Source organism: Marinomonas arctica (assembly GCF_003259225.1).
Classification (GTDB): domain Bacteria; phylum Pseudomonadota; class Gammaproteobacteria; order Pseudomonadales; family Marinomonadaceae; genus Marinomonas; species Marinomonas arctica.
The window spans coordinates 90,425-103,647 of record NZ_QHJF01000003.1; the positions used below are offsets into that span (position 1 = coordinate 90,425).

Here is a 13,223-nt window from a genome sequence, read left to right on the forward strand (position 1 = left end):
TTACTAGCTTACAAATATAAATGAGAATGCCTATTAACTAGGTATTTTCATTTCATGAAGATAGAGTTAGTATTAGATATAATCGATAACCATTATCATCAACACTAACATTAAAATTATAGGTAACACATGAAACACACTTTCAACTTGACGCCTTTATCATTTGCAATCGCTTTGGCATTATCAACAAATGTTGCTCATGCTGAAGAAATGGGAACTCTTGTAGTAGAAGGAGATACAGAACAAAGCTCTACCTCTAATAACTTCAACTATGTTAGTAAAGTGGCTCAAACGGCGACAAAAACAGACGAACAGATCACCAAGATTCCTCGCGCTGTTTCTGTGGTAACACGAGAGCAAATGGATGACCGTGCTCCCATTAGTATTTCTGACGCTTTGCAATATACTCCAAGCATTCAAACCAACTTCTATGGTGAAGATAACAAACAAGACTGGTTTGTTATTCGCGGCTTTAAACAAGCTAACAACGGCTTATACCAAGACGGCACGCGCCTTTATTCATCTGGTTTTTATAGCTGGCAAATTGACCCTTTCATGCTAGAACGTATTGAAGTGTTGCGCGGCCCCGCCTCAGCCCTGAACGGCCAGACACCGCCAGGTGGCGTAGTGAATGTCATCAGTAAACGCGCTCAACTCGAAGAAGATTTTGGTTCAGTTACTGGCACAATAGGATCTTATGATCGCAAAGAAATCAATCTTGATGTGAACAAGGTCATCAATGACAAGTTGGCCTTTCGCATGGTGGCACTATCCCGTGAAAATGGTACCAAGGTCGATGAAATTGAAGCAAACCGAACACTACTTGCTCCCTCTTTAGCATGGAAAATAAGCGACAATACCAAACTGACTGTGCTAGCAAGCTACCAAAAAGACGACTCTGATCCTTATCTACAATTCTTACCTGTGGAAGGCACTCTCACATCCAACCCAAATGGCAAAATCGGCTACGATACTGCTTTAGGCAATGCTGATTGGGAAACCTTCCAACGTGAACAAACCTCTGTAGGCTACGAGTTAGAACATGCGTTCAATGACAGTTTAAGCTTCCAACAGTCAGCGCGTTTTAGTCATATGGATATTAATTTACGTCAGATGTATTTTGCCGCTTATGCTCAAGATTTAGGCCTTAGTACGACCAGAGATAGTATAATACGTGGAGCAACTACAGCTGATGGCGATTCTGATGCGTTCAATATTGATAACCGTTTTATCTATAAATTCAACACAGGTAATACCAAACACACGTTACTAACTGGCATCGATTATCAAAGTATAGATATCAATAACAAAGACTACCCTAGCTTCAATCGCTTGATAGATCCAATAGTGGCAAATAGTTCGAATCCAAACTTCAATATTTACAACCCAAGCTATAGCAATAACATTACTCTGCTAAACCCAGACACAAATGCAATCCTTACAGATGCCGATCTGCAAACCACAAAGACCAAAAACCGCCAGTTAGGTTTCTACCTTCAAGATAAAGCCAATATCACAGACAAATTCACCGTGATGGCTGGCGCACGTTATGATGATACCAGCAACGAAACCAACAACACGTCGACCAATAGCAAAACAGACATAGACCTCCAGCAGTGGACAGGGAACTTAGGCGCTTCCTATCAATTAGATAACGGCTTGGTGCCTTATGCTAATTACGCTCAATCCTTCACCCCTATTCTTGCTCTAGATGCGAACAATAATCCGGCTAAACCAGAAGAAGCAGACAGTTACGAAGTGGGTGTAAAATTCAAACCACAAAGCTTTGATGGACAATTTGGTATCGCCGCCTATCAAGTCACCAAAGAAAACCTAACCAGCGGATCCAGTGGTACAGCCAACTTCCGTCAACTAGGAGAAGTACGTAATCGAGGCATTGAATTTGAAGCCGTTGCTAATCTAAATAGAGCCTTCACAGTCGTTGGCACGTTGAGCTATGTTGACTCAGAAATTATCGAAGATAAAAACAATAGCGCAAATGTCGGAAATACACCGGCTCAAATCGCCAGTAAGCTGGCTTCTGTCTGGGGTAACTACAGCTTTATTGATGGCATACTAGACGGAGTGAAAGTCGGCGCTGGTGTACGTTATATCGGTGAAACCTACGCTGATGATACCGAAACCAATACAGTGCCGTCTTATGCCCTTGTCGATGCCATGGCGAGCTACCAAGTCGACAATTATAAATTCCAATTAGTCGCCAAAAACCTATTCGATAAGGAGTATATAGCGACTTGCTATGGTTTCTGTTACTACGGAGACAGCCGTAACATTATGGCGAGTGTCTCTTATGACTGGTAATCCAACCAGCCTAGACCACACACTGCCCGTTGGGCAGTGTGTTTCTCTTAAAGAAAACACTTACCATGTCACGCTTTCATCTGGCAGTCTGAGTGTTCAAAAAGAGCCTAATGGCCAAGGCATTTTAAACATATGCGACCTTAAAGGCGACGAGCTACTAAGGGGTTTAGCACTACTGTTCGAAAGCAGCCCTCAACTTCGGAGCATTGCGCTAAACGATTTGTTTGATGAAAGTCTTAATGACATTGTTTATGCGAACGAAGACGGTCGAAAAATTGTATGGCGTGAAACATTGATGCAATACCCTCAGTTTTGGCTCACTCACACTCGCCCATTACTTCCACACAAAGCTGTGCTTAGCAAGTCAGGCTATCATCCAATGCGCCCTCAGCCGCAAAGCGGCGAGCTATATCGACGCCATATTCCAGCACTTAGGCAAGAGATTAGCTTAGTAGGGCTAGATATTGAGCAGCATGCCGACCTCTTCAGCAAATGGCAGAACAGCGATCGTGTTGCCGCTTTTTGGGATCAAAAAGGCAGCCTAGAAGAGCATACGGCCTATTTAAAAGAACAACTAGCTGATAACAAAAATCAGCTGCTCATTGTCTGTCTTGATGATGAGCCTTTTGCCTACATTGAAGCTTATTGGGCAAAAGAAGATAGGATCGCGCCTTACTATTCTGTCGGTGATTATGATCGCGGTATTCATATGCTGGTGGGAGAAGAACACCACAGAGGCGCTCACAAAGTGGCCGCGTGGTTGCCATCGGTGTGTCACTACTTGTATTTAGCAGACCCAAGAACCGACAAGGTCGTCAGTGAGCCAAGAGCCGATAACCAAAAAATGATCGACTACTTACAAAAGCATGGGTTTGCCAAACTGAAAGAATTCGATTTTCCACACAAAAGATCCGCTTTAATGAGCCAACTCCGAGAAAGCTTTTTTACAGACTGCTTCTAAATATTTCAGCACACACAACTAACGTTCCACTCAAAACAATGAGGTGTATATGACAAACAAAATCAGGGAATATGATGTGCTTGGCATAGGTTTAGGGCCTGCTAACTTATCCATCGCCATCGCTTTAGAAGAGCAAGCTCAAACGCATTCGTTAAGCTACTGTTTTTTAGAACAAAAACCACAATTTGAGTGGCATGGAGGTATGTTGCTTGATGGAACTCGTATGCAAATATCCTGTTTGAAAGATTTAGTAACGCTACGAAACCCCATGAGCCAGTACACTTTTGTTAATTATCTCCACGCACACAATCGCCTAAACACTTTTATTAATTTAGGCAGCCAACATCCGTCACGCATTGAGTTCAATGATTATCTTACTTGGGTGGCTAAGCAATTTGACTCCGTCATTCATTATAACCAACGAGTCATTGATATTCAGCCGATAGAAGAAGATGGCGAAGTAACTAAAGTAAAAGTCACGTCGTCAAATGCCAACGGTGATAAGACGGTTCGTATTGCTAAAAGCCTTATATTAGGAATGGGCGGTATGCCTAAGCTACCCAAGCAATTCGAAGGTTTAACTAACACAAACGTTTTACATTCTTCACAATATAAACAATGGAAAGAATCCACGAACAACCTACCCGTGAAACCTAAAATTGCGGTTATTGGTGCAGGGCAAAGCGCGGCGGAAATTTTCGTTGATATGTGTAACCGCTACGAAGAAGGCGAAGTACACATGATAAATCGTCGCTTTGCTCTTCATCCCGCCGATGACAGCCCCTTTGTTAATGAAATCTTTGATCCTGAATTTACAGATCACGTTTACTCTCGCGAACAACCCGAACGCCAAGAGATACTTAACCACTTCAGCGCAACAAACTATTCAGTCGTTGATATGGAAGAACTAAATGCTATCTACGGAAGACTATATCTGCAACAAGTGACTAGAAAAGGTCGTCATAAGTACCTTCGTTGTCATGAGATTCAAGAAGCTGGTGAGAAAGGCCAACAAGTCTCACTGCGCTTTAACGATCGGATAAATAACCAACAGAGCTGGCAAGATTATGATGCGGTCATCCTAGCTACTGGCTACCGCTATGATGAATTCAATCAAATGCTCAATAATATGAGACCTCTGATGTCAGAATCCTCTGTCGAACGCCGTTATCGCTTGCCGATGAAAAATAAATGCCATGTTAACATTTTCCTTCAGGGCTGCTGTGAATCCTCTCATGGTTTGAGCGATACACTTTTGTCCGTATTAGCAGTGCGTTCAAAAGAGATAGTGGATGCTCTACTGGAGCATAAGGCACTACTCAGTACAGAGAAAATGAGTGCTTAAACCGCTTCTTTAGTGGTAAAAAGTATAGTGGTAGAAAACGTAATGAAAAGCACAAAAAAACACCCTAATGAGAGTCATCAGGGTGTTTTTTCTTTAGTGACATACTCGATACTAGAGGGCTGACCAGTACGCCAACCATCAAATACCAAATCAGACACATCTAGAGACTGAAACCATGCCACTCTCATCACGCCCAAGGCTGTAGGCCACTTTCTTGGCTCCATTCAAAGGTATAATCAACAAAAGATTTTCGCTTTGCGGCAGACGTTCGTTTTGGCGTACCCAGTGAAATGACACCCAATATCTGGTCTTCTTCACCCATTTTTAACATTTGGCGTAGTGCGCCTTCTGTGTCTTGAGTGTGCCAAATCCCCCCAAAACCCATCGCTTGGGCGGCCAGCAATATATGCTCACAGGCGGCCCCGCCCGCTAGCTGTTGATCTAATATAGACACTTTATGATCTGTGTTTAGTGCGGTGTACACACAGATCATCATAGGTGTATTAATGATTTCTTGAATAAATCGATTGAAGTAGGTTTCATCTTCAACTTGCCCTTCATACATAGCACGCAGGACACCGTCTAAATCTTTCATCCCTTGCCCCTGAATCACCACAAAGCGCCAAGGCTTTAAGTTTCCATGGTCTGGTACTGACATCGCGGCTTGTAAGATATTTTCTAATTCAGTGCGATTCGGTGCGGGCTGAATCAAACTCCCCCTAGGATAAGAGCGACGCGTCATCAACAACTCAATTGCCTCCATATGATCCTTCCTTAATAAGTCTCGCTTTGGCTTTTATTATACCCTTCGTAAAATGAAAATACGTCTGTCAGTCACAGCAGATTAATTTCACTAAAAAATAAACAGCAATAGATAAAACAAAAAACGCCCATTTCACAAAGGGGCGTTTTTTGTTATGCGAAAGCGTATAACGTTATTTTTTCTTCGGCTGGCGGCCATGATAAATGGCGAAGCCTTTGTCTCGATACAAACGAGTATGAGACCCCAGTGCCGCGTCTAGAATTGGCGGATAACGTAAGAAGTCGTTGGCGACCACAAACAGCTCACCGTTCAACGTCAGGTGTTGTTTCACCGTCATGAAAAAGTTTTCAGCAATGCTGTAATCCGTATTCACGCCGCTGTGGAAAGGCGGATTGGTGACAACGTAGTTAAAGCGACCTTTTACCTGATCTAAACCATTAGAAGCGACCAAAGTCACCGCGTCACTAATTTGGTTCGCAGCGAAGGTTAACTCTGTTGCTTTCAGAGCTAACACGCTGTCATCCAAGGCGGTAATTTTTGCGCCTGTTTTATTGTGTAGCCACAAGGCAATAATGCCGTCGCCACAACCAAAGTCGAGTATGCGAGCGCTGCCAATATCACTCATAAAGCGATGCTGATTCAGTTGATTTAATAAAATCTCCGTGCCTTTATCGAGTTTCCCATGACCAAACACACCAGGGAGACTGCACAACGTCAATGTTTGCCCTGCGACTTCTTGTTTCCAGGTCACGATCCAATCTTCAAATACAAATGGCTTGGCTGGACGACGCTTGTAACCTGCATACAACAAACAATGCTTAGCGCCATCCTTCTTACCAACTTCATCCAATCCTGCTTCCAGTCGCTTCATAGAGGATTTGACGCCGCTTTTGTTATCGCCCACCAGCCAGATTTGGCCGCCATCTTTTAAAAGAGGCAGAACCGACGCTAATAAATAATCCAGTAGCTCTTTGGCTTTGGGTTGATAAATAACCACCAAATCAAACTCACGACCATTCTCTGGCACCCATTGCTCGGATAAAAACAGTTTTTCATCCGCAAAGCCAACGCGCAATAAAGCGTCATACGACGTTTTAGATTGGCACCAAGCATACACATCCGCTTGTCGACTTACCTCCAGTGGATAAGTGTCTTCTGGGTTTGCGAATAAAATTTTACCCGACAATTCCGTATTGTTGCGTACCAATAGTTGGCTCGTTAAATTAAGATTCATAAGTAACAGATAGCTCTTTAATAGAAAGGGTGGTTACCGGCGCCAATAAAATATTCAAACGCTCAGTAGACAGTTCTGGTTGCACTCTTGGGTAACGCGGTGTTTTTCGGTCATTCAGTAAAGGCGACGACCATCCTTTGGTTAGGGTTAAAAAATCTTGTGCGAACTCATCACCGTGCTCTAAACATCCAGACAAGATCACATCCAAGTAACTGAGTGCAATAGGGCAATCATGATCAGGCTGTGTGACTTCGTCCGTATGATAAACCCAATACGTGCCTTCAGGCAGAGCATCCTGCTGATAAGGTGTGAGTTGCTCCGACTTAATCATGGATCGTCGATAACCCCGCTCCCGTTCATCAAACAAAGGGAACTGATCGTGAGGGACTTCCACCAACACCCCATTACAGGCTTTCTCAGGGGCAAGGACGACCGCGACGGAGCTCATGCCGTACTCAACCGACATCACAGACCAATGGCGTTCGAAACCATGCAGTTTAACCGGCCACACTCTACCGGTTTCGCCCGTTTTAGCACGGCTTTCGCCATTCATTAGGCTGCCATAGCCCAAAATAAAGTGTCGATCTACTGCGCTCATAACGGCCTCCCAACAAAATTAATCAAATCAACCCCCAGATAACCTGCATGATAACGTGTGGCTTTAGACAGTACTAGCTTATGTCTGCATTGATCGATGACGGAAGAAAGAGAAAGAGGCTCAGTGAAACAAAAAAAGCCCTGAAAATCAGAGCTTTTAGCTAGTTATTTGACGTAACGAGAACGACGCCTATTTACTATGCCGTGGCTTGTTTCGACTTCCCCTTCAATAAAAATACTAATGGCAGTGCTGCGACAGTCACCCACATCATCAGACGAAAATCTTGTAAATACGCCAACGTAGCCGCTTGCCCAGTGACAACTTGGTTCAGTGCTGCAAGCCCCGCTGCCGTTGTTGTATTATACGCGCCCTGCTCTTGTGCTATCTGTAAGCCAAGATTAAAAGGATTAATGTAATCCGCAAAGGCAGCGTGATTGATCTGCGTTCGTTGCGCCAAATACGTCGTCACGACTGAAATGCCGATGCTGCTGCCAATGTTTCTTAATAAGCTAAACATAGACGTGCCTTCATTACGGTATTTAGGATCCAAGGTGGCAAAACTAATGGTGGATAACGGCACAAAGATAAACCCTAAACCCGTTCCCTGAACCAACCCCGTGCGGATAATGTCCCACGCTGTCACTTCGGTGGTAAACAAGGTCATTTCCCACATCGAATAAGTAATCAATACCAAACCCAATGTAATAAATAAACGCGCGTCTATCCTATTTGCAAAGCGGCCAACGATGATCATCGCCGCCATGGTACCAAAGCCCCTCGGCGCGAGAATGGCACCAATATCAACCACAGGATACCCCATTAATGAACTCATAAAAGGCGGTAACAGCGCCATTGAGGACAACAAAATAATACCGACAATGAAAATGAACACCATGCCGACACTAAAATTTCTATCGCGAAACATTTTTGGATCGATAAACGGATGGCTGTGGGTAAAAATATGCGCCAAAAACATGGTTCCGCACACAATGGTCAGTAGACCTTCAATCGTCACCTCTAAGCTCGCAAACCAATTTTGCGACTCGCCACGATCCAGCATCATCTGTAAGCTACCGATAGCAACACCAAGTAAAACGAAACCATACAAATCAAAGCTGCGTTTTTTATCCAGCTTGGATTCGTCTAAAAAACCCGCCAAGCCAAACCAGGCAAGAATGCCAAAAGGCACATTGATATAAAATACCCAGCGCCAGCTGTAATATTCCGTCAGCAAGCCACCTAAATACGGCCCTAAAATTGGCCCAACCATGACGCCAACACCCCACATAGCCATCGCAGAGCCATGCTTTTCTTTCGGGTAAGTGTCCAATAATACCGACTGGGACAAGGGCACCAAGCTCGCGCCGAAGACACCTTGAAGTAAACGAAACAGCACAATCTGATCTAACGATTGTGCCGCACCACATAAAATAGACGAGACAGTAAAGCCCACAATTGACCACATAAACAAACGCTTACGGCCAATTTTTGCGGCTAATACACCGGTGAGAGGCATACAAATCGCCGCCGCGACAATGTAAGACGTTAACACCCAAGAAATTTGATCTTGCGTTGTTCCCATCGCCCCTTTCATATGTGGCAAGGCGACGTTGGCAATCGTGGTGTCTAACGCTTGCATGATGGTTGCCAGCATCACGGATATGGTAATCATGATGCGAGTCATCGCGACGTTAGTTTCTTTCGTCTGCAGGCCTTGTGTTGTAGCCATAACTATCGCCTCACAACGCTAGACCGAATAAACGGCGCTGATGCTCTGTATCTATGGTTACATTTGAACTAAAGCCAGTACGCAAAATCGGTGTATTTTGGTCCGTATCGACAAGAATTTTGACAGAAAGACGTTGCGCGATTTTTACCCAATTACCGGTGGCGTTTTCAGCGGGAATCACAGAAAACTCAGACCCCGTAGCAGGACTGATGCTTTCTACTTTGCCATGTAAGGTGACGCCAGGATAAGCGTCAACGTCGATCTCGACCTCTTGACCTGGTTGCACATAGGTCAAATCTTTTTCCGTGAAATTGGCTTCAATCCATTGTTTTTCGTCTGATACCAATACCATAGCGGTTGCGCCGGCACTGATGTATTCGCCACTATTAGGAACTTTTGCCACCACACCCGACGCAGGTGCTGTCACGTCGACATGGCCAAGATCAATACGCGCTTGATCAAGCGCCGCCTGCGCGGCTTGATAACTAGGATGCGTTTCCAATGCGGCACTTGGATCGCCGCCCAACGCCTCTTTCAGACGAAACAAATCCTTTTTTAATGCCACAACATTCAGTTCACTCACTTCAGCGGCTTGTTTGGCTTGGTCAAATTGCGTGTCGGAAATGAATTTCTGCTTTAATAAATTCGCTTGGCGTTTTTCTTCACGCTGATTAAAGGCAAACTGATTTTCCGCGAGTGTGATCTCCGCTTTTTTCTCTTCATAAGCGGCTTTCTGTTCCAAAATATTCAATCTAACTTGCTGTAATTGTGCTTGTGCTTTCGCTTCCGCCACTTTAAATGGGGTCGCATCAATGCGAAATAACAACTGACCTTTTGCGACTTTCTCGTTTTCTCTCACCGCAATAGACTGGATCGCCCCAGACACTTCGGCATTAATTGCCGTGATATCAGACTGGATATAGGCATTGTCGGTTTCAACATAACGACCGCCTTTCATATAAACAAAAACAGATGCTAATACGACGATCACAGGCAATGCGATTAAAAAAATACGGCGAGTGGTACGCTTTTCCACTTGCTTTGGTCTAGATGAAATCGTTTCTTGTTCACTCATTTCCGGTCTTTCCCCAAGTCAATTCTATAATGACGAATCCGCTGATAAATTTGTATGCATGACAGCAAGCGCATCTCGAAGGACAGCCACTTGCTCTTCAGATAAACCTTGCAGTGCTTTTTCATGAACACGCGTCACTTCAATATCAATCTTTTCCAGTAAAGGTGTCGATTTCTCCATGAGATACAATCCATAGGCACGACGATCTTTTGGATCAGGACGGCGCTCAATCAGACGATCTTCCGCTAATTGATCTATCAATCGAGCTAATGTGATGGGTTGAATATCAAGCATTTCCGCCAATTGCACCTGTTTTACCCCTTCATAGCGAGACACGTACACCAACGCCCGAGCTTGCATTGGGGTCATACATAAATCACTTTTTGAGTACTCCCTGCGCATCAGACGGATGATGTCTGTTAGAAGAAAGCCAATATTATTTGTCTGCATGTAAGCCACTCATTTTTTATATACTACAATTATTATATACATTGCTTACTATATTCAACATGACCGAATAAATATGCCTAATACTTCCTAAATTTCCATAAAATAGCCGACTAAAAATCCTTAAATCACATGATTGAAACACTGGTTTTGCCCTATTAAGCACGGTATTGTTAATCCCTTTTAAAAATAAGGAGAGTCGCGTGAAAGCACCAATACTGTTAATTACAGGTGGCGGAAGAGGCATCGGCGCGGCAACAGCTAAGCTTGCTGCTCAACAAGGTTATCGAGTCATTATTAACTATCAAAAAGACGCGACTTCCGCTGAAAACCTCGTCGCAGATATTGTCTCGTCAGGTGGCCTAGCTCATTGTTTACAAGCTGACATAAGCGACACTGATCAAGTCTCTCATATGTTTGCCACGATTAGACGTCAGTGGGGGCCAATCATGGCGTTGGTTAATAATGCTGGGGTCTTAGATCAACAGGCACGGTTTGTGGACACCACACCAGAACGTTGGCAACGTATCTTTCAAACCAATGTTTTTGGCACCATGCATTGCTGCCAAGAAGCCTTTCAAGACATGGCGAAAAGTCGTGGCGGCAATGGCGGCGCCATCGTTAATGTTTCTTCCCTAGCCTCCGTCTATGGTTCACCCAATGAGTACGTAGACTATGCGGCAAGCAAAGGCGCCGTAGACTCTTTTTCTAAAGGATTCGCACTAGAGGTGGCAAGTGAGGGTATTCGGGTTAATGTGGTTCGCCCCGGTTTGATCTATACCGATATGCATGCCGATGGCGGCGAAGCTGGACGCGTTGACCGCATTGGCCCCAACTTGCCGTTACAACGAGGCGGACGGCCAGAAGAAGTCGCGGAAGCGATTATTTGGCTACTCAGTGATAAATCCAGCTACTCAACAGGCGGCTTTATTGATGTAGGCGGTGGTCGCTAAGCCCATTATTTAGCGACGACACATTGAAAGGAGCTCGCTTTAAGAAAGTCACCTTTGTTGTACTTAGCATACGCAGGATATGGACAAAGAGGACGCGTCATACCCGCCATACGAGCCGTGATTTCTGGATTTTTCGCTCGCGTGGCTGCCACAATTTCTTGAGGCGCTTGTTTCCTTTCAACCCAAGCAATCAAAGGTTGCAACATATCAAATTGATCAGCCGATGGCCCACCTTCTCCATGAGGCATACCAGGCACACGGTAAAAACGCACAAACTCGGATGCTCGCCCTGCTAAACCAAAATCGAGAAAATCATACCACCGCATCGTGTCTTTTACAGAAAAAACCGGGTCACTGTTGCCATGGAAAATCATCATTTTCCCGCCATTTTGATGAAAGGCTGTCAGCTTTGGCTTAGCTGCGTCAGGTGGCGTCATCATCGCCATGGCGGATTCTTTAAATTGATTATTCGTGGCGTAGATTTTGGGCGCATCTTTATCAAAATCAAACTTGAGCAAATAATTCTCTAATGAATAAATATCCCCCGCGACATCCGTATAAGGCGTTGTAAAAATATGGGCTAAGGCGGACGCGCCCATTACCACACTAATTGGCTTATGGCTCCAATCTGCAATCGTGCTTTCAACTTTCCACATGCGCCAGTTATTAGACCGAATGCCTGTGTCATACACCCAATCCGCGTATAAAGCCTGATCCTTCGAGTTATGAGGTCCTGCGTGCATCTTCATTAACGCCGCGACTTTAAGCATAGGTAAGCAGTGCTTATCAAAATCGCTTTTACACACCAGCGCTTTGGGATCAAACGCGTTTTGACAGGCGTCTGTTGCAAACACCATGTCGTCATTAATCCCGTCTAACCCATCACACTGATCTAAGATTTTTTTTGCAAACACCACCAAGTCGCGTCGCGTCAAGGCTCGGCTAATGTTTTCGTTAACTTGATGTAACGCCTGAGTGTCCCAAGCTTGTTGCAAAGCGGCTTTTGGTAAATTAAAACCAGGATAACCAACCAACAAGCCATCAAACATAGTAGGAAAGCGAGTTGCCGCCACCATCGCCATACGTCCGCCATTAGATTGGCCAAGGCCATAAGCATATTTAATGGGTGATTCGTAATAGCTTTCAACCAAAGCACGAGCGACAGGATTGAGCTTTTGTACCGCATCATAACCATAATCACGACGTGCTTCTGGATCATGCCCAAACGCTGCCACACCAGCAAGACCCGCTTCAGGATAAGCCCTCGCATCGTGACCGCCATTGCTTGAAACCACCGCAAAACCCTGATTAATGGCGTATTGAGACACAGTCAGCCCTGTCATTTTACCCAATGCTGGCTTCACTTCCCCATCTACACCACCGTTGAACTGATATGCAAAACGGCCCTGCCAATAATTGGGTAATCGCAACTCAAACTGGATTGCATACAGTTTGCTATTGACGCCCATGCGTTGAGCCATCACACCGGAAACAAGACAATATGGACTTCGAACGTCTTTATCACGCCCTACCATCATGGTTTTAATATCGACATTTTGAGGTGCCTTTGTCACTAGCGCCTGACAACGAAGGATGTCAGCATAAGCGTTACTGCTAACCAAACCAAGGAAAGGCAAAATCAGTGATAACAGGGCTAAAAGCATTTTCATTACATCGTCCTTTCTGATTTCTAAGCGCCACATGAAAGAAGCATTTTCCCACCCTATTGTAATGAGAAAACAAACAGGCTCCTTGTCGGAATAATAGACAACAGGCAGTATGCAAAATAACGAATA

The 13,223-nt window shown here is 44.5% G+C and carries 11 protein-coding genes; 4 read left to right on the forward strand and 7 right to left on the reverse strand.

Annotated features, from left to right (window positions below; all coding sequences use genetic code 11):
• Positions 1-129 precede the first annotated feature (129 nt).
• From DK187_RS02165 to DK187_RS02175, 3 genes are read left to right on the forward strand one after another with little or no spacing between them, the layout of a single operon-like run.
• Positions 130-2,322 carry a TonB-dependent siderophore receptor gene (locus tag DK187_RS02165; RefSeq protein WP_111605700.1) on the forward strand — a complete coding sequence of 731 codons (2,193 nt, stop codon included), beginning with the start codon at positions 130-132 and terminating at the stop codon, positions 2,320-2,322.
• A complete protein-coding gene (locus DK187_RS02170) occupies positions 2,312-3,283 on the forward strand; it encodes a GNAT family N-acetyltransferase (RefSeq protein WP_111605701.1) in 972 nt (323 codons plus the stop codon). Before DK187_RS02165 ends, DK187_RS02170 begins: the two co-directional genes overlap by 11 nt.
• A 49-nt stretch (positions 3,284-3,332) precedes the next feature.
• Positions 3,333-4,628, forward strand: a complete 1,296-nt coding sequence (locus DK187_RS02175) for a lysine N(6)-hydroxylase/L-ornithine N(5)-oxygenase family protein (protein ID WP_111605702.1) — start codon at positions 3,333-3,335, stop codon at positions 4,626-4,628.
• A 187-nt stretch (positions 4,629-4,815) separates the two neighbouring features.
• On the opposite strand, the gene DK187_RS02180 is transcribed toward DK187_RS02175, so the two are convergent.
• From DK187_RS02180 to DK187_RS02205, 6 genes are all read right to left on the reverse strand, one after another.
• Entirely contained in the window at positions 4,816-5,391 is a 576-nt protein-coding gene (locus tag DK187_RS02180; protein WP_111605703.1) for a nitroreductase family protein, read from the reverse strand.
• 172 nt (positions 5,392-5,563) lie between these two features.
• Positions 5,564-6,625, reverse strand: a complete 1,062-nt coding sequence (locus DK187_RS02185; RefSeq protein WP_111605704.1) for a class I SAM-dependent methyltransferase — start codon at positions 6,623-6,625, stop codon at positions 5,564-5,566.
• Complete coding sequence (locus DK187_RS02190) at positions 6,615-7,223, reverse strand: gamma-glutamylcyclotransferase family protein (protein WP_111605705.1); 609 nt, start codon at positions 7,221-7,223, stop codon at positions 6,615-6,617. Before DK187_RS02190 ends, DK187_RS02185 begins: the two co-directional genes overlap by 11 nt.
• Before the next feature lie 196 nt (positions 7,224-7,419).
• A complete protein-coding gene (locus tag DK187_RS02195) occupies positions 7,420-8,952 on the reverse strand; it encodes a DHA2 family efflux MFS transporter permease subunit (protein WP_111605706.1) in 1,533 nt (510 codons plus the stop codon).
• Positions 8,953-8,962: 10 nt separating this feature from the next.
• Entirely contained in the window at positions 8,963-10,027 is a 1,065-nt protein-coding gene (locus tag DK187_RS02200; protein ID WP_111605707.1) for an HlyD family secretion protein, read from the reverse strand.
• A gap of 24 nt (positions 10,028-10,051) precedes the next feature.
• Complete coding sequence (locus DK187_RS02205; protein WP_111605708.1) at positions 10,052-10,477, reverse strand: MarR family winged helix-turn-helix transcriptional regulator; 426 nt, start codon at positions 10,475-10,477, stop codon at positions 10,052-10,054.
• Between the two features lie 200 nt (positions 10,478-10,677).
• On the opposite strand from DK187_RS02205, the gene DK187_RS02210 reads away from it, so the two are divergent.
• The gene (locus tag DK187_RS02210) at positions 10,678-11,427 is read left to right on the forward strand and encodes an SDR family oxidoreductase (RefSeq protein WP_111605709.1); all 750 of its coding nucleotides are present in this window, start codon (positions 10,678-10,680) and stop codon (positions 11,425-11,427) included.
• Between the two features lie 5 nt (positions 11,428-11,432).
• Here DK187_RS02210 and DK187_RS02215 read toward each other — a convergent pair whose 3' ends face one another.
• Positions 11,433-13,097, reverse strand: a complete 1,665-nt coding sequence (locus DK187_RS02215; protein ID WP_223232272.1) for a tannase/feruloyl esterase family alpha/beta hydrolase — start codon at positions 13,095-13,097, stop codon at positions 11,433-11,435.
• Positions 13,098-13,223: the final 126 nt, after the last annotated feature.

Bases quoted from the DNA above. Each gene is read 5' to 3' on its own strand.
- DK187_RS02215 (WP_223232272.1), bottom strand. From the start codon at position 13,097: ATGAAAATGCTTTTAGCCCTGTTATCACTGATTTTGCCTTTCCTTGGT.
- DK187_RS02195 (WP_111605706.1), bottom strand. From the start codon at position 8,952: ATGGCTACAACACAAGGCCTGCAGACGAAAGAAACTAACGTCGCGATG.
- DK187_RS02180 (WP_111605703.1), bottom strand. From the start codon at position 5,391: ATGGAGGCAATTGAGTTGTTGATGACGCGTCGCTCTTATCCTAGGGGG.
- DK187_RS02170 (WP_111605701.1), top strand. From the start codon at position 2,312: ATGACTGGTAATCCAACCAGCCTAGACCACACACTGCCCGTTGGGCAG.
- DK187_RS02190 (WP_111605705.1), bottom strand. From the start codon at position 7,223: ATGAGCGCAGTAGATCGACACTTTATTTTGGGCTATGGCAGCCTAATG.
- DK187_RS02200 (WP_111605707.1), bottom strand. From the start codon at position 10,027: ATGAGTGAACAAGAAACGATTTCATCTAGACCAAAGCAAGTGGAAAAG.
- DK187_RS02185 (WP_111605704.1), bottom strand. From the start codon at position 6,625: ATGAATCTTAATTTAACGAGCCAACTATTGGTACGCAACAATACGGAA.
- DK187_RS02205 (WP_111605708.1), bottom strand. From the start codon at position 10,477: ATGCAGACAAATAATATTGGCTTTCTTCTAACAGACATCATCCGTCTG.
- DK187_RS02165 (WP_111605700.1), top strand. From the start codon at position 130: ATGAAACACACTTTCAACTTGACGCCTTTATCATTTGCAATCGCTTTG.
- DK187_RS02175 (WP_111605702.1), top strand. From the start codon at position 3,333: ATGACAAACAAAATCAGGGAATATGATGTGCTTGGCATAGGTTTAGGG.